Annotated in this window: 15 protein-coding genes; 3 read left to right on the forward strand and 12 right to left on the reverse strand. The window is 47.2% G+C overall.

Translation table 11 applies throughout. The features are described 5' to 3' along the window. Positions 1 to 13: 13 nt before the first annotated feature. The 4 genes from PKOR_RS19440 to PKOR_RS19455 all read right to left on the reverse strand — a co-directional run bounded on the left by PKOR_RS19440 (position 14) and on the right by PKOR_RS19455 (position 6,637). On the reverse strand, positions 14 to 625 hold the full coding sequence (locus PKOR_RS19440; RefSeq protein ID WP_046312887.1) for a chemotaxis protein CheW: 612 nt from the start codon (positions 623 to 625) through the stop codon (positions 14 to 16). Beyond that, positions 625 to 5,142, reverse strand: coding sequence for a HAMP domain-containing protein (locus PKOR_RS19445; protein WP_420806318.1), 4,518 nt, complete (start codon positions 5,140 to 5,142; stop codon positions 625 to 627). The genes PKOR_RS19440 and PKOR_RS19445 overlap by 1 nt, the downstream gene beginning before the upstream one ends. Before the next feature lie 150 nt (positions 5,143 to 5,292). Next, positions 5,293 to 6,039: a ParA family protein gene (locus PKOR_RS19450; protein WP_046312889.1), complete on the reverse strand. Its 747-nt coding sequence runs from the start codon at positions 6,037 to 6,039 to the stop codon at positions 5,293 to 5,295. Between the two features lie 109 nt (positions 6,040 to 6,148). Next, positions 6,149 to 6,637 (reverse strand): SixA phosphatase family protein, encoded by a 489-nt coding sequence (locus PKOR_RS19455; protein ID WP_046312891.1) that lies wholly within the window; start codon positions 6,635 to 6,637, stop codon positions 6,149 to 6,151. Between the two features lie 163 nt (positions 6,638 to 6,800). On the opposite strand from PKOR_RS19455, the gene topA reads away from it, so the two are divergent. Beyond that, positions 6,801 to 9,236 (forward strand): type I DNA topoisomerase, encoded by a 2,436-nt coding sequence (gene topA, locus PKOR_RS19460; RefSeq protein ID WP_046312892.1) that lies wholly within the window; start codon positions 6,801 to 6,803, stop codon positions 9,234 to 9,236. 63 nt (positions 9,237 to 9,299) lie between these two features. On the opposite strand, the gene PKOR_RS19465 is transcribed toward topA, so the two are convergent. Then, a complete protein-coding gene (locus tag PKOR_RS19465; protein ID WP_084694852.1) occupies positions 9,300 to 10,478 on the reverse strand; it encodes a THUMP domain-containing class I SAM-dependent RNA methyltransferase in 1,179 nt (392 codons plus the stop codon). A 181-nt stretch (positions 10,479 to 10,659) separates the two neighbouring features. On the opposite strand from PKOR_RS19465, the gene murB reads away from it, so the two are divergent. Together murB and PKOR_RS19475 are read left to right on the forward strand one after the other, a co-directional pair. After that, a complete protein-coding gene (gene murB / locus PKOR_RS19470) occupies positions 10,660 to 11,676 on the forward strand; it encodes a UDP-N-acetylmuramate dehydrogenase (RefSeq protein WP_046312894.1) in 1,017 nt (338 codons plus the stop codon). Positions 11,677 to 11,778: 102 nt separating this feature from the next. Continuing rightward, positions 11,779 to 12,282, forward strand: a complete 504-nt coding sequence (locus PKOR_RS19475) for a hypothetical protein (RefSeq protein ID WP_046312896.1) — start codon at positions 11,779 to 11,781, stop codon at positions 12,280 to 12,282. A 109-nt stretch (positions 12,283 to 12,391) separates the two neighbouring features. Here the strand turns inward: PKOR_RS19475 and PKOR_RS24855 are convergent, their stop codons facing one another. The 7 genes from PKOR_RS24855 to PKOR_RS19495 form a co-directional block, all read right to left on the reverse strand. After that, positions 12,392 to 12,571, reverse strand: a complete 180-nt coding sequence (locus PKOR_RS24855) for a hypothetical protein (protein ID WP_148561588.1) — start codon at positions 12,569 to 12,571, stop codon at positions 12,392 to 12,394. Between the two features lie 349 nt (positions 12,572 to 12,920). Further along, the gene (locus PKOR_RS19480; RefSeq protein WP_046312897.1) at positions 12,921 to 13,829 is read right to left on the reverse strand and encodes a YihY/virulence factor BrkB family protein; all 909 of its coding nucleotides are present in this window, start codon (positions 13,827 to 13,829) and stop codon (positions 12,921 to 12,923) included. Positions 13,830 to 13,914: 85 nt separating this feature from the next. Continuing rightward, entirely contained in the window at positions 13,915 to 14,058 is a 144-nt protein-coding gene (locus PKOR_RS26005) for a nitroreductase family protein (protein ID WP_338047500.1), read from the reverse strand. A gap of 93 nt (positions 14,059 to 14,151) precedes the next feature. Then, on the reverse strand, positions 14,152 to 14,292 hold the full coding sequence (locus PKOR_RS26010) for a nitroreductase family protein (RefSeq protein ID WP_338047501.1): 141 nt from the start codon (positions 14,290 to 14,292) through the stop codon (positions 14,152 to 14,154). 87 nt (positions 14,293 to 14,379) lie between these two features. Further along, positions 14,380 to 14,589, reverse strand: coding sequence for a nitroreductase family protein (locus PKOR_RS26015; protein ID WP_338047502.1), 210 nt, complete (start codon positions 14,587 to 14,589; stop codon positions 14,380 to 14,382). A gap of 16 nt (positions 14,590 to 14,605) precedes the next feature. After that, a complete protein-coding gene (locus PKOR_RS19490; RefSeq protein ID WP_046312899.1) occupies positions 14,606 to 15,229 on the reverse strand; it encodes a hypothetical protein in 624 nt (207 codons plus the stop codon). A 29-nt stretch (positions 15,230 to 15,258) separates the two neighbouring features. Then, complete coding sequence (locus PKOR_RS19495; RefSeq protein WP_046312900.1) at positions 15,259 to 15,966, reverse strand: class I SAM-dependent methyltransferase; 708 nt, start codon at positions 15,964 to 15,966, stop codon at positions 15,259 to 15,261. Between the last annotated feature and the right edge of the window lie 189 nt (positions 15,967 to 16,155).

Genomic DNA, 16,155 nt, shown 5'->3' on the forward strand with positions numbered 1-16,155 from the left:
ATAGTTTCGGTTTCTAAATGTTTGGCAACTGGTTGATTTCGTCCTGAGTCAGGATCTTATGCATATCCAACACAATGATAAGCCTGTTATCTGTTTTGGCGATACCCTCAATAAAGTTTTCGCTAACGCTCACGTCCTGCAGAAACGATGGTGTTTTATCAATCTTAGTCAAGGGAAGGTTAAGAGACTGAGGCATTTCCTTCACGTCCACACCTATACTATAATCGTCAGCTTCCACCACAAGCGTGTAGCTTAATATCTTATTTGTAAGGTTAGGATTTGTTTTGATATTAAATCGCTTCTCCAGGTCAATGATAGCGATAATGTCACCTCGTATGTTTGCGACACCCTTTACAAAATCAGGTGTGCGGGGCATACGCGTAATGCCAGGAGTAACTGTTACTTCCTTTACCTGGTCTATCCTGATGGCATACTCTTCAGCACCAAGCCTGAACACAATTAGGTGCACCATTTCAGGCGTTACCTGTTCTCTGGCAGCCTCTGTAACAGATTTATCTTTTTGCTTTTCGGCGGTAGCAGTAGGCTCCGATGAGGAAGCTACTGCCTGGTCTTCAGATGGTGTCGAAGCCGCCTGTTTATTACTTTTCTTCGCTTCTTTTGCCATTACCTTGAATTACCTTCTCCCAGTCTTGTAACTCCGTTTGCTTTGCGTGGTGTGTTGTTTGATGAGATTCTTTTGCTTGCAGCTTTATCTTTGCGCTGACTGGCAGGCATAGAAGCCATTAATCCTTTTTTATCATTAAACACCAGGTTTCCGTCTATCAGTTTAAAGGCAGAGATACTTACCTGCAGATCGGCGGCAATGTCATTCAGGTTCTGGGAAGATGATGTAAGCTCCTGCATCGATCCTGAAAGTTGCTTGGCTGTGCTAGCTACCTGCTGTGTACCAGAGGCTGTCTGCTCAGCAATAGCTACTACTTCCTCCACGTATTTCACTACGTCTCCAATGGTAGTTTTCTGTACTTCCGTTGCTGTAAGGATGTCCTGTGCTGTACGGAGAGTTTCACCGCTGGAAGCAGCAATGTTTTTGAAGGCTCCAGATGCCTCAAAAGTGGCATTCTTTCCTTTCAATACACGGCCCTCCATGGTTGAGATCGCTGTGGCGGCAGAAGCAGTATCTTTCTTCACGTCCTCAACCAGCGTGGCAATCTCACTTGCAGACTTACGCGAACCTTCGGCCAACTTTCTGATCTCCTCGGCTACAACAGCAAAGCCACGGCCAGCCTCACCTGCACGAGCCGCTTCGATAGCAGCGTTCAGGGCAAGTAGGTTAGTTTGTGCAGCAATGTCAGTGATAACACCAAGAGATTTGGATATTTCCTGAGAGCGTGTGCTCAATACTTCAATAGTTTTAGAAGTAAGTGCAGCAGAGCTGGAGATTTCTTCCATGTTTTTCACCACTTCTGCTACTGTTTTCAGACCTATCTGAGAACTCTCCTCACCGAGAAGGGCTGATTTGTTCACTACCTCGGCACGATTAGCCGTCTCCTTGGTAGCTTTCATGATCTCCTCAATAAGCTTAAAGGCCTGGTCCGTTTTGAGGGCTTGGTTTTGAGCACCTTCCGCCATTTGCTGCATGGCAAGGGCCACATCCAAGGTTACCTTATTCATCTCTAACCCTTTGGCGGCCATTTCTTCAGATGAAGAACCTACAACCAGTGAAGAGTCATTGATTTCACCAAGCAGGGCGTTCAGGTTGTCAACTGCCAGGTTAAGTGCGTTTGCCATGTCCAGAATATCACCCGCCGTCTGTGCCTCAACTTTCTGTGTTAAGTCACCCTCTGAGATGGCGCGTACCACACGTGACACATCCAGTACTGGTGTTACGATGGACTCTAGCAGGTCATTCAGCGTATCCACCAGCTCTTTCCAGCTACCACCAACGCCTTGCAGTGTGGCGCGTTCGGTCAGCTTACCTTCTACACCCGCAACTCTTGCCACACGAGATACCTCACCAGCAAGACGGTTCAGGTCAACCACCATGGTGTTGATCGTATCGGCCAGTTCAGCCATTTCTCCTCTCGCTTCCAGCATCAGCTTCTGCGTCAGGTCACCTTTCGATACCGCTGTTACTACTTTCACAATTCCTCGCACCTGAGTTGTCAGATTGGAGGCCATGGTATTCACATTATCTGTCAGGTCTTTCCAGACACCGGCAACATTAGGTACGTTGGCCTGTCCGCCTAGCTTACCTTCCGTACCTACTTCCAATGATACACGCGTTACCTCACCAGCGAAGATGTTCAGAGAGTCCACCATTCGGTTCATGTTCTCCTTTAGCTCATTCAACTCACCTTTTACATCAACCGACACTTTCTGAGTCAAGTCACCCTTCGCCACGGCTGTTGCTACTTTTGCAATATCGCGCACCTGAAGGGTCAGGTTAGAGGCCATGGTATTCACGTTGTCGGTTAGTTCCTTCCAGGTACCACGTACTTTCGGCACATTGGCTTGGCCACCCAGACGTCCTTCTGTACCCACTTCACGTGCCACTCTGGTTACCTCGTCAGCAAAGATGTTCAGGGAATCCACCATTTGGTTCAGGTTCTCCTTCAGGTCAAGGAGCTCTCCGCGGGCTTCAACCGTAATTTTCTGGCTCAGGTCACCTTTCGCTACCGCAGTTGCTACCTTGGCAATATCACGAACCTGAGAAGTCAGGTTGCTTGCCATGTAGTTCACGTTGTCAGTCAGATCCTTCCAGGTACCGCCCACGTTCGGCACATTGGCCTGACCTCCTAATTTACCTTCTGTTCCTACCTCGCGCGCCACTCTGGTAACCTCATCACCAAAAATGTTGAGTGAGTCCACCATTTGATTCAAGTTCTCCTTCAAATCAAGGAGCTCTCCGCGGGCTTCAACCGTAATTTTCTGGCTTAGGTCGCCTTTAGCTACCGCAGTAGCCACTTTTGCTATACCTCGCACCTGAGTTGTCAGGTTAGAGGCCATTATATTTACATTATCCGTTAAGTCTTTCCAAACGCCTCCAACGTTCGGCACATTGGCCTGTCCGCCTAGTCGACCCTCAGTACCCACTTCAAGAGCCACTCTGGTTACTTCACCGGCAAAAATGTTCAGGGAGTCCACCATTCGGTTGATGTTCTCTTTCAACTCGCCCAGCTCGCCTTTCACATCCACAGACACCTTCTGAGTCAGGTCGCCTTTCGCTACCGCTGTAGACACATTGGCAATGTCTCGTACCTGAGAAGTCAGGTTAGAGGCCATGGTATTTACGTTGTCGGTCAGGTTCTTCCAGGTACCGCCCACGTTCGGCACGTTAGCCTGTCCGCCCAGCTTACCTTCTGTACCCACTTCACGTGCCACACGAGTAACCTCATCAGCAAAGATGTTCAGGGAGTCCACCATCTGGTTTAGGTTCTCCTTCAGGTCGGCCAACTCACCGCGCACATTCACCGTAATTTTCTGGCTCAGGTCGCCTTTGGCTACCGCAGTTGCTACATTGGCAATGTCGCGCACCTGCAGGGTCAGGTTAGAGGCCATGGAGTTCACATTATCAGTTAACTCCTTCCAGATACCAGCCACGTTAGGAACGTTGGCTTGTCCGCCTAGCATACCTTCTGTACCTACCTCACGTGCCACACGCGTTACTTCCGCGCCAAACACGTTCAGTCGGTCCACCATTTCGTTTAGGATATCTTTCAGCTCGCCCAGCTCACCTTTCACGTCTACAGACACCTTTTGTGTCAGGTCTCCCTTCGCCACGGCAGTCGCTACGTTAGCGATGTCACGTACCTGAGAAGTCAGGTTACCGGCCATCAGGTTCACGTTATCAGTAAGCTCTTTCCAGGTACCCTCTACTCTTGGTACATTGGCCTGGCCTCCTAGTTTACCTTCTGTACCTACCTCACGTGCCACTCTGGTTACCTCACCAGCGAATATGTTGAGCGAGTCCACCATTTGGTTGATGTTCTCTTTCAGTTCGGCCATCTCGCCACGCACGTTCACGGTGATCTTCTGCGTCAGGTCACCTTTGGCAACAGCAGTTGATACATTGGCAATGTCACGCATTTGCGAGGTAAGGTTGCTAGCCATGGTATTCACGTTGTCAGTCAGGTCTTTCCATACACCACCAACATTCGGCACTCTTGCCTGGCCACCCAGTTTACCCTCTGTACCCACTTCGCGGGCCACACGGGTTACCTCACCAGCAAATATATTCAGGGAGTCTACCATTCGGTTGATGTTCTCCTTTAGTTCACTAAGTTCCCCTTTTACATCCACCGACACTTTCTGGGTCAGGTCACCCTTCGCCACGGCAGTCGCAACATTGGCGATGTCACGCACCTGAAAGGTCAGGTTAGACGCCATGGTATTTACATTATCCGTCAGGTCCTTCCACACACCAGCAACATTAGGAACCGATGCCTGGCCACCCAACTTACCCTCTGTACCTACTTCCAGAGCCACACGCGTTACCTCACCGGCAAACAGGTTCAGGTTATCAATCGTACGGTTAATGGTCTCTGCCATCACCTTAAAGTCACCGGAAACAGGAATTTGGAAAGTCTCGTCCAGGTTACCTCTGGAGATATTCTTGAGCACCTTACCTACTTCCAGTACCGGTACCGCAATAGAATCCACCAGGCCGTTGATGTTGTTGATCATATCCTTCCAGAAGCCGGAAGCATTTTCGGCAGAGGCACGGGCTTTCAGGTTTCCCTCCACACCCGCAACTTTAGAGATACGAGACACCTCACCACCCACACCACCGATCATTTCCACCATCGAATTGTAGGCCTCGGCGATATCAGCAAAAATGTCATCGTTCTGCTTTGTCAGGCGCACCGATACGTCACCTTTCTTGAAGGCATCAAGAGCATAAAGCACCCTGTTCAGCTGGTCGCTGATATACTCAGGGTTGTTAGGAAGTTTGCCTTGTCTCGGTTGTTTAGCACCTGGCAATCTATCGGGAGCAGGTTTACCCGGCTGTGCCGGTTGCTCTTTGCCAGTTGAAGCAGATGCTTTGGCCGGAGAGTCAGCTACTGTTGTGGTAGCAGCACCTTTCTCAGCCTTTTCTTTTGGAGCAGGTATAGTTTCATCTTTGGCTTCTACGTCACTGATGAGCTTTTCTTTACTCAACTTCAAGTTTTTACCTAAGGCCATAGTTAGTTTGGTTGGAATAGGGTATCTCTAACCCTTGAGCAGACACCTTCTGAAACATTCAGTTGGGTTCAGGTGGCTACAAAAGGCTTTCAAGTAGGTGCAATATACTTAAAACTGTGAAAAAATTTGGTCTATATGAAGCATTATCTCTTATGCCTCCAGGTACTCCTCAGCCAGGGCAGCGTAATCTCTTGCGCCATTTGAGGAAGCATCATAGTCGAGCACGCTTTTTCCAAATGAGGGAGCTTCAGCCAGCTTTACATTCATCCTGATCTGGCTTCTGAAAATCTTCTCCTGCACGTTGTCCTGCAAGTATTCCAGCACTTCCTGGCTTAATTTGCGGCGCACATCAAACATCACAACTACGATGCCTTTGATTTTAAGTTTCGGATTGAGCGCTTTTTTTACTTTTTGCACTGTTTTTGTTATCTGATCCAGCCCTTGCAGCGTCAGAACCTCCATTTGCAATGGAATTAGTACCTCCTGTGCAGCAGTAAGCGCATTAAGCGTTAGCACCGACAAAGACGGCGGGCAATCAATTAGCACAAAATCAAACCCCTTAACCTTTGCCAGTATACTTTTAAGAAACTTCTCCCGCTCCGGCTGCGACACCAGCGATATTTCAATATCCACCAGGTCATTGGAACCAGGTGCTACCCAAAGGCCGTTCTTTTCTACCAGGATGTCGTTAAGACCTTTGTCACCCTGGAAGACATCAGCCAAGGTGGCATCAGTATTAGAAACAGCAAGCGAATAGGAAAGATTGCTCTGAGGGTCCAGGTCGATTAGCAGCACTTTTTTGCCCAGCTTACTGAGGGCGCTGCCAAGGTTTATGGTTGTAGTTGTTTTGCCAGTGCCGCCTTTCTGGTTGATTACGGCCACCACATTAGTTTTCATTATGCAGGTGTTAAGGGTGCATGCTGGCGGTTAAATTACCGGCCATGCCTCTAAAATATAGAATTATTGTATAACTTGAAAATGGCTTCGGAGAATAGCCTATGCTTATTTACCCAGAGTGCTGGTCCATCAGTATACCGGTAGTAACATGTATATCCTGCCACTGTTCGAGGTCTATAGCCACTGCTACTACACTGCCAGGGTTCAGATAGCTAAGCTGCAGCTCTTCTGTTAATTCGCGGGCCAGACGTGTTATACCTGGGTTGTGCCCTACCAGAATCACCTGCTTTACATGGTTCGGCAATTCTCCCAGGCTTTTCATTAACTGCGATTCGCGGGCGTTGTAGAGGTCGGGGTTATAGCTGATCTGCTCCTCATCAAAGTATAAACGTCCTGCTATGATGCGGGCTGTAGCGTTGGCACGTGTGGCAGGACTTGCAAGAATAGTATCCGCTTTTAAAAATTTTTCACGTAGCCACTTTCCGGTGTTTCGGGCCTGCTGCTGGCCTGTTGGAGTGAGCTCACGTTCAAAATCAGGCTGCAATGGGTAAGGGTCATAAGCTTCCGCATGGCGACAGAGGAGTACGATTCTTTGCATATATTATTAAAGTGAACGTATAGTTATAGCATTGGTCTGTGTAGCAGACTAGCTAGTTTTCACGCGTTGTTAAACCCACGTTATACGGTTGTGGTTGTAATTGTTGAAAAAAAAATTTGAACTTTGGGCAAAATTTGGCCTGTTTCGCCTGTAAATATAAAGGATGATAAAAAACTTAGTCATAGTAGAGTCGCCTGCAAAGGCAAAAACAATTGAGGGATATTTAGGGAAAGACTTTGTAGTAAAGTCCAGCTTCGGCCATGTGCGCGACTTGCCTAAAGACAACAATGCCATTGACATAGAACATGGTTTTAAACCTACCTATGTTATCTCCAGCGACAAAAAGGAGGTGGTATCTCAACTTCGAAAACTGGCAAAAGAGGCTGAAATAGTGTGGCTTGCATCGGACGACGACCGTGAGGGAGAAGCCATTTCGTGGCACCTGACAGAGGCGTTGAACCTGAACGATACTAAAACCCGACGCATAGTCTTCCGGGAAATTACTAAGAACGCTATTCTTAACGCCATCAGCTCACCGCGTGGCATCGATATGGACTTAGTAAACGCCCAGCAGGCCCGCCGTATTCTGGACAGGCTGGTAGGTTTTGAGCTATCGCCGGTACTCTGGAAAAAAATCAAAACAGGTCTTTCAGCAGGACGAGTGCAGTCGGTGGCAGTACGTTTGGTGGTGGAGCGCGAGCGTGAGATTGATCGCTTCAAGGCAGAAGCCGCTTTCCGAATCACCGCTGTTTTTGATGTACAAGGTCGAACACTTGAGGCTGAGCTTCCTAAGAAATTCAAAGCCGAAGAAGAAGCGCAGGCTTTCTTGCAGCAATGTATAGGTGCAGAGTATAAAATAGAGAACCTGGAGCAGAAGCCGCTAAAGCGCAGCCCTGCGCCTCCGTTCACTACTTCTACCCTGCAACAGGAGGCTAGCCGCAAGTTATACTTCTCGGTAGCTCAGACCATGACCATTGCACAGCGCTTGTATGAGGCTGGTAAAATCTCCTACATGCGTACTGACTCTGTAAATCTTTCGGAGGAGGCCATACAGGGAGCCAGTAACGAGATTCAACGCTCTTTTGGTGAGAAGTTTGTAAAAACCCGCCGCTTTAAAACCAAATCTTCATCTGCACAGGAAGCGCACGAAGCCATACGCCCTACAGACTTCTCACAAATGAATGTGAGCAGCGACCGTAATGAGCAGCGCCTTTATGAGCTGATCTGGAAGCGTGCCATCGCTTCACAGATGGCTGATGCTGAAATAGAAAAGACAACTGTAACTATTGGCATTTCTACGCAACAGGACCATAAACTGCAAGCTACTGGTGAGGTGATTAAGTTTGAAGGTTTCCTGAAAGTATATATTGAGTCGAAAGACGATGATGAGGAAGGAGCTGATGAGGATGTAAAAGGCATGTTGCCTCCATTGAGCATTGGCCAAGGTATAAACCTGCGCCAGATGCTGGCAACGCAGCGCTACAGCCGACCACCAGCACGCTATACAGAGGCAAGCCTGGTGAAGAAACTGGAAGAGATGGGCATTGGCCGTCCGTCTACTTATGCTCCTACTATCTCTACCATTCAAAAGCGTGGCTATGTAGAAAAAGACAGTCGTGAAGGGAAAGAGCGTAATTTCCAGGTGCTGACCCTGAAAGACGGTAACATTACGACGCAGACTAAAACAGAAATCACCGGCGCTGAGAAAGGTAAGCTTTTCCCAACCGACACAGCCATGGTGGTGAACGACTTCCTGGTAGAGCACTTCCCGAACGTGATAGACTATTCGTTTACAGCACGAGTAGAGGCTGAATTTGATGAGATAGCGCAGGGGCAGAAGGAGTGGGAAAACATGCTGGACCAGTTTTACCAGAAGTTTCACAAGCGCATCGAGTCGAGCGAAAACATTTCAAGAGCAGACGTTTCCGGTGCCCGTGAATTGGGTGCAGACCCAGTAACAGGCAAAACGATCATCGCTAAGCTTGGCCGGTTTGGCCCTTATGTACAGCTTGGCGAGGAGAATGAGGAAACCGGCCAGAAGCCAGTATACGCCAGCCTTCGCAAAGGCCAGTTTATTGAGAGCCTGACGCTGGAGGATGCACTGGAGCTGTTTAAGCTGCCACGTATTGTTGGCACTTTTGAAGACAAGGAGATGAAAGCTGCCATTGGTCGTTTTGGTCCATACATCAGCCATAACAGCAAGTTCTACTCACTGCCAAAAACGCTGGATCCGCTAAAGGTAACTGCTGAGGAAGCCATTGAGCTTATTCAGGCCAAGCGCAAGGCAGATGCCGAAAAGATCATCAAGACATTCCCGGAGAACCCTGATATACAAGTATTGAACGGACGCTACGGTCCATACATTGTAGCAGGCAAGAAAAACGTAAAGATTCCGAAGGATAAAGAGCCTAGTGAGCTAACCCTGGAGGAGTGCGTTGCATTGGCCGAGGCTACACCTGAGAAAAAAGGTCGTGGCGGCTTCAAGAAAAAAGCCGATGCTGATAAGCCAGCAGCTGAAAAGAAAACTGCAACCAAGGCAAAAGCGGCCACTACTAAAAAGACTACAGCCAAAAAGACTACAACCAAGAAAAAGGCTTAGTTTTAAGTATAGCACTAACAAAAAGAGCACCCTAAACAGGTGCTCTTTTCGTTTTGATGCTTTTTACTCTGTTCCACCTCCCCTTTTTGAGCCACGGTATAACTCATACTTAAGCAGGCGGCATTCAATGGAGCCATTATAAAGCGGAACACGACGCGATGTGCGCAGCCCTACATTTTTCGCTGCCTCCAGGTTACCAGTAAACACAAAAGCATCATACCCCTGGTAGTTATTCTTTAGTGTATCACCGATATTTTTGTAAAGCAGGTTAATGTCATCAGACTGAATGCGCTCGTTGTAAGGTGGGTTCATTACTACTACTCCCTGCCCTTCCGGAGCATGTGTTTCAAAGAAGTTTGCCTGCTCTACCTGTATAACATTCTCGAGTCCGGCGTTTTCAATATTGTTCAGAGCCGCATCGATGTAGTCAGCATCCAGATCGTAGCCAATTATTTTTGCCTGTGGTGTGCGTTTTTCTTTAGCTTCGGCAGTATTCCATACCATCTCAAAAACCTGCTCATTGTAGTCCTTCCACTTCTCAAAGCCAAATGGGTCGCGGCGGAATAAACCAGGCGCGATATTTTGCGCCATAAGGGCTGCCTCTATCAGGAAAGTACCTGAGCCACACATAGGGTCTACAAAAGGAGCTTTTTTATCCCAGCCAGATAATGCTATAATGCCAGCCGCCAATACCTCATTAAGCGGAGCTACGTTTGTCTGTAGGCGGTAGCCACGGCGGTGCAAGGAATCGCCAGAAGAGTCTAAAGAGAGTGTAACAAGGTTATCATGCATGTGCAGGTTAATGCGCACGTCAGGCCTGATTCTATCCACTGAAGGTCTCTCCCCTGTTTTGGCCCTGAACTGATCTACAATCGCGTCTTTTGTAAGCTGGGCGACATACAGGGAGTGCTCAAATGTAGAGTGGCTCACTACGGCGTCAATGGCGAAGGTCATGTCCAAATCCATCATCTCCGTCCAGTCTGTTTTCTGCACCTGCTCGTACAGGTTTTTCTCGTCGTGAGCCTTGAACTGACGGATTGGCTTTAGTATACGAATGGCAGTTCGGCACCACAAGTTCGCTTCGTAGAGCTGACGTAGGTTGCCCGAGCAGGTAACAGCACGGTTTCCTACCTTCACGTACTCCATGTCCAGGTCGCGCAGCTCCTGTGCCAACACCTCCTCCAAACCGGAAAGTGTAGTGGCTATGATATTGAAATTCTCTATTTGTGTCTTCTTCGCCATATCGTATACTTTTATCGAAACGCAAAGATAGAGGTTTTGAAGTTAGGGCATTTAGGAGTTAAAGAGTTTGGTAGCAGCATTACATCTATCAGCATTAACTGACTCCGTCAAGCTATCTCTATGGGGCAATAAGTACTCTCTAACTCAATTTAGCTATCTTTGCCTCAAAGAACACCCGCTTATGAAATTGCAGACTGATTTCCCCTTAAAACCATACAACACGTTTGGCATTGATGTTAAAGCGAAGTTATTTGCCCGTTTCGACTCAGTAGAAGAGCTTCAGGAGCTGTTGCAGATGCCAGAACTGAAGCAGGAGCCTAAACTCATACTTGGCGGCGGCAGCAACCTGTTATTCACTAAAGACTTTGACGGACTAGTACTTCAAAATGGCATTAAGGGTGTAGAGAAAGTTGAGGAGGACCAAGCCTATGTGTACTTAAAAGCTGGCGGCGGTGAGGTGTGGCATGAGTTTGTTCTGCAAACTTTAGAGCTTGACTTAGGAGGTATTGAAAATTTATCGCTGATTCCAGGTACAGTGGGTGCTGCCCCGTTGCAGAATATCGGTGCCTATGGTGTAGAACTGAAAGACGTTTTTCATGAGTTAGAGGCGGTTAACATAGAGACCGGAGAGGTTCGTGCATTTGATAACCAAGCCTGTAGATTCGGTTATCGCGAGAGTGTATTCAAAAATGAGTTAAAAGGGCAGTTTATTGTAACGCACGTTACCTTTAAGTTGCATAAAAAACATACTTTGAACACCTCCTACGGAGCCATCAAAACAACTTTGGAGGAGATGCAGGTGCAGGACCCGAGCATCCACCATGTAAGTGCAGCCGTGTGTCACATTCGCCAAAGCAAACTGCCGGACCCAAAACAGATCGGCAACGCGGGCAGCTTTTTCAAAAACCCGGAAATCCCGAAAGAGCAATTTGAGGCACTGCAGCAGCAGTACCCTACCATTCCCTCCTATCCTGTTTCCCAGACTACGGTAAAAGTACCAGCTGGATGGCTTATAGAGCAATGCGGCTGGAAGGGCAAAGTAATAGATAATTATGGTGTGCATAAGCATCAAGCGCTGGTACTGGTAAACTATGGCGGAGCCAAAGGTGAGGATATTCGGAAGCTGGCTTTTGAGGTAATTGCTTCGGTAGAGGAAAAATTCGGCATCAGACTTAGCCCTGAAGTAAATATAATGTAAAGCAGAGCCAAAAATTTTTGCGCTGCTACGCCCAACTATTTCCTGTTTCCTTCGCTATAGCATATAATATATTTCTACTATATGACCTCTTAAGCGACCACTATGCAACTAAGAAAACTTCTATTCTATTTCGCCCTGATACTGTCCGTGAATCTACTCATATCCTGCGATGATGACGATGATGAGACGGCTGAGCCATCTAAAAGAGAAAAACTAACTGCTGAGCCATGGGAAGGCGATAAAGTCTTGCTCAACAACACAGACGTAGCAACCATCCCTTTAATCGGTAGCAATGCAAGCACTTTCCAGACCCTGCGCATAACCTTCATGGACGACAATACCTACAGCGCTACTTTTACAGCGCAAGGCCAGGAGCAAACCCAAACAGGAAACTGGTCTATGAACAATGATGAAACAACCATCACAACAGACATGTTTGGGGAGATGCAGATCAGGACCTTGACAGATAGCAACTTGGATGTTACCACCACTATCAGCCCAGACAACATCAATTTCATTGGTCAGGTTCTTGGCATAGACCCAAGGCTCATACAAGCTTTTACCGGCGGCAACCCAGTTAATGCTGAATTGCGGTTTGTAAGGTAATTGACATTCCCACCGCTAAAGCAGGTTGGATTCCTGGGCTACCTGGCTACTGCGACCGTATATCTTCCAAGCTGAAACGGTCTGCCCGACCGCCTTATTTCTTATATTACTAGCTGCTGACGCATCCCGGTGCAGGGCATGTTTGCTGCAGCAAAGGTAACAGCCGGCAAGTGCAGGCGGTAGAACATAGGGTAAGATCGAACCCAACAAAAGTGAAGGAATGTCGCACCACATCCAGGGCGTCTTTGCCCACATCGACGCCCAGGTTCTGACAGAGTAAATTCTTCATAGCTGAAAGGGGCTTAAGTGGAAAAAAAACATTCATCTTCCGGGCCTACACTCACTCATGCCTGCGGATGGGGCAGCCGCTAGGTACTGTCCAGGCTTTTAAGAAGAAGAGAAAGGGAAGGGCTTCCTTGGGGGCGACATCATCAAAGTGTCTAGTGCAAGGGCTTTCTCCTTCCCTTTCTGTTGGCTTACGTTTAAGAGCCTGATAAAATTGCACATCCGCTTATACTGCCAAAGATATGAGTGCCAGGGCTTTCTTTGGCATTTTATCGTAAGTATCAAACATACATAAAACAGCCCCGGCATCTTAAGCGTTGCCGGGGCTGTTTTAGTTTAAGAGCCTGAGTTCTTCACACCTCTTTCTCCACCTCTTTTGTCTCAACTTTTACAGCATTGTCCTGAGGGCGAATACCATGGTCATGCTCCCGGGAGTATATTTGAGTAAACTCGGCACCAAGTAGAAAGATAACTGAGGTATAATACACCCATACCAGTATGAGCACGAGTGACCCCGCTGCCCCATAAGTATCCGCTAAAGGGTCGTGCTGGAAGTATATGTTCAGGATAGACTTACCTAGCACAAAGAGAATAGCTGTTACCGTAGCTCCTACCCACACATTGGGCCAGCGAATTTTAGCGTCAGGAAGCACCTTAAAAATAGCAGCAAAAATGATGACGCTGATCAGGATAGACACAAGCACATTGCCTATGGTAATAAGGTAAACGGCAATGCCAGACAATTCTTCGCGCAAAAACTCATTTATTAGCCCCATCACTACATCAATAGATAGCGACACCAATAACAGAAAACCCAGGCTCACCACCATTGCCAGCGAAAGCACGCGGTCGACAACAAGCTTTACCCAGCCCCTCTCCGGCTTGGCACGCACCTCCCACATTGCGTTTAGTGAATCTTGCAAAGCAACGAAGACTGTCGTGGCAGAGAAAATCATGGTGGAGACTCCTATAATGGTGCCAACTGTAGTGGACGAAGAGCGGTCAGCGTTCTCAATGATATTTTGTATCTGCTGGGCCCCACTGTGGCCCACAATGCCACCTATCTGTTTTGCCAGCTCGCCCTGCACAGCCTCTTCGCCAAAAACAGCTCCGGCAATGCGTAGTGTAATGATGAGTACTGCAGGAAGCGAGAAAATAGTATAGAAACCGATGATGGCCGCCCAATCTAAGGGCCTGTCATCAGCAAATTCTCTGAATGTACGCTTGATTAGCTCCCAGCTTAATTTTAACTTCTTATTCATGTGCCTAAAAGCGTTTTACCTGTTATAAATCAGGAATACAGCTTCTTTTTACGGCACTTTCCGAAGTACGATACCTCTTACCCGCTTAGGTATACCACTCACTGACCTCACTCAGGGGCTTGCGCAGCAAGTGGGGCACCTGTACTTGAGCTGCTGGATAGCCTACGGGCAGCAACAGGAAAGGCCGTTCATTTTCTGGCCGCTTAAGCAGCTTTGTCAGAAAATTCATAGGACTTGGGGTATGGGCTAAGGTAACTAAGCCTGCATGGTGAATAGCCGAAATAAGAAAGCCGCAAGCTAAGCCCACCGACTCGCCTACATACTAGTTAGTGCGCTTTGTGCCGTCTGGCTTCAGTTCGTAAGCTTTTTTGAATACAACAATCAGCCATGGCGCCATCTCAAGAAAAGGCTTATGCCAGTCGGTTCCCAGCTCTGCGAGGTCTTCCAGCCACTCAGGAGTCATACGATGCTGATAGCCCTCGTACTCTTCTTTCTCAGCGGCAGCACGTATCTGCTTTTTCAGGTCATGGTTGGAAACAATGCAAAAGGTTTAAGGCTGCTTGTGCGCACCAGAGGGCGCCGTAGAGGCTGTCTTAACTATCTGCTCAATAACCTCCAGGAGAACTGGCTTATCGGAAAATTCACGTACAGAGCGGCGCTTGTCCATAAAACTGTAAAACAGCTCTGCCTGCTGCAGCATCTCCTGCTCAGTATACCTAATAGGCTGGTAGGGTATAAAAGGGTAGCTTGTAGTATCCATAGGACAGTGAGGTAGACTATCTTTTAAACTGCTGTAGCTTCATTTCCTTTAACTTGCTCCAGCTTTCTTGATCTGTTAAACAAAGTAGCTTTGCTGTTTGCAGGTAACTGACTTTGTCACTCAAATGGTAATGAATGATGATGTCCTCAACTTCGCTGAACTCGCAGGCACGAATCAATTGAAACCTCATTCTAACAATTTGCCCATCTACAAGGTGTAGAACAAGGGTATTATCAACGCCTTGTGACAAAGGGTTTTCAAAACGATCACGCAAACCGCTGTAGCCAATCTCTAACCCAAGCCAGTCAGTACCGTCAAACTCTATCTTTTTGATAGAGCTCAGACTATAAATAAGATCAGCTATGACAATATATTCCTTGTGAAAAGTAATGTATCCTTCAAGTTTTCCTTTTAAAGGCCTATACTTATTTGTTACCATTACACCAAGAACTATATTATAAATGAACGGTAGTAGGAGAGCAAAAAGTAACCAATTATAAAATGAGTTAGATGCAGGCACAAATAAGAAAGCTTTCGATATAAAAAAGACAATTCCAATACAAAGCATTGATGCATAACTAATATAAGTTCTAGTCCAGTAAAATGCCTTCGGCTTATAAATAGAAAACTTCTTCATCATACATCAACACCTGTCTGTGCTCATCTTGATTACTTCAGCAGCAGCAGCGCCAGATAGTTACCTGCATCACCTTCCAGCAGCAACTCAAAAGTAAAGCCGTGCTGGGTGGCATAGTCCTCCAATATAGATGGATCAATGAATAACCAGTTAAACCAGCCAGTTTCCTGGTCCTTATACTTCATGTTATACTTTACCTCACCGTAATAACCTGCGTTTAGGTCCAGCAGCACTGAACCATCCTCCTCCTCATACATGTAGAGTATATCGGAAGACTCTAGCAAAATCTGCCCACCCGGTTTTAGAAGCTTCTTGGAATGCTCCAGAAATCGATCTAGACCTGCCAATGTACCTGAAATGCCGATCCCGTTCATCAGCATCAGCAGGGTATCATAGAGGGCCTCGTTCAAATCGAAAATATCCTTATGCAGTACCCGCTTAACACCCTGTCGTTGCATAGCTTCTACGGCTCCCGCAGAAACGTCCAGGGCAGTTACTTCAACTCCTCTTGCCTGCAGGGCCAAAGCATGGCACCCTGCACCCGCCCCTACATCCAACACTACTCCACGGCACGCTTTCAAGGCTTCCACTTCCAGATCAGGCATTTCCGCTTCTGTTCGGAAGAGATAGTCTACCGGAATCGTATCATCCTCTGTCAGGTTGCTCTCAACAATCACTTCTATCTCTTCGGCACCAGCCAGATAATCTAGCACGGCTGCTCCTATAGGGTCGTTCTTCATGGGTTGTATGGCTTAAAGGATGCAATTTCGGAACAAAAAAGCTGCAGAAAAACAGGTATTTATACTTATTGGCGACTCTTTTCGGCTATAGTCTATACATTCCACACAGCTTCAATCGTTTATAAATAAATATATGATTTACCATATTGTATATATGGTAAACTTCTGTAGATTTATCATCTGTTTTTG

The organism is Pontibacter korlensis (assembly GCF_000973725.1).
Lineage (GTDB): Bacteria > Bacteroidota > Bacteroidia > Cytophagales > Hymenobacteraceae > Pontibacter > Pontibacter korlensis.

What these genes read in the sequence shown, in the direction of transcription:
- PKOR_RS19440 (WP_046312887.1), bottom strand. Translation starts at nt 625, where the DNA reads ATGGCAAAAGAAGCGAAGAAAAGTAATAAACAGGCGGCTTCGACACCA.
- PKOR_RS19445 (WP_420806318.1), bottom strand. Translation starts at nt 5,142, where the DNA reads ATGGCCTTAGGTAAAAACTTGAAGTTGAGTAAAGAAAAGCTCATCAGT.
- PKOR_RS19450 (WP_046312889.1), bottom strand. Translation starts at nt 6,039, where the DNA reads ATGAAAACTAATGTGGTGGCCGTAATCAACCAGAAAGGCGGCACTGGC.
- PKOR_RS19455 (WP_046312891.1), bottom strand. Translation starts at nt 6,637, where the DNA reads ATGCAAAGAATCGTACTCCTCTGTCGCCATGCGGAAGCTTATGACCCT.
- topA (WP_046312892.1), top strand. Translation starts at nt 6,801, where the DNA reads ATGATAAAAAACTTAGTCATAGTAGAGTCGCCTGCAAAGGCAAAAACA.
- PKOR_RS19465 (WP_084694852.1), bottom strand. Translation starts at nt 10,478, where the DNA reads ATGGCGAAGAAGACACAAATAGAGAATTTCAATATCATAGCCACTACA.
- murB (WP_046312894.1), top strand. Translation starts at nt 10,660, where the DNA reads ATGAAATTGCAGACTGATTTCCCCTTAAAACCATACAACACGTTTGGC.
- PKOR_RS19475 (WP_046312896.1), top strand. Translation starts at nt 11,779, where the DNA reads ATGCAACTAAGAAAACTTCTATTCTATTTCGCCCTGATACTGTCCGTG.
- PKOR_RS24855 (WP_148561588.1), bottom strand. Translation starts at nt 12,571, where the DNA reads ATGAAGAATTTACTCTGTCAGAACCTGGGCGTCGATGTGGGCAAAGAC.
- PKOR_RS19480 (WP_046312897.1), bottom strand. Translation starts at nt 13,829, where the DNA reads ATGAATAAGAAGTTAAAATTAAGCTGGGAGCTAATCAAGCGTACATTC.
- PKOR_RS26005 (WP_338047500.1), bottom strand. Translation starts at nt 14,058, where the DNA reads ATGAATTTTCTGACAAAGCTGCTTAAGCGGCCAGAAAATGAACGGCCT.
- PKOR_RS26010 (WP_338047501.1), bottom strand. Translation starts at nt 14,292, where the DNA reads ATGACTCCTGAGTGGCTGGAAGACCTCGCAGAGCTGGGAACCGACTGG.
- PKOR_RS26015 (WP_338047502.1), bottom strand. Translation starts at nt 14,589, where the DNA reads ATGGATACTACAAGCTACCCTTTTATACCCTACCAGCCTATTAGGTAT.
- PKOR_RS19490 (WP_046312899.1), bottom strand. Translation starts at nt 15,229, where the DNA reads ATGATGAAGAAGTTTTCTATTTATAAGCCGAAGGCATTTTACTGGACT.
- PKOR_RS19495 (WP_046312900.1), bottom strand. Translation starts at nt 15,966, where the DNA reads ATGAAGAACGACCCTATAGGAGCAGCCGTGCTAGATTATCTGGCTGGT.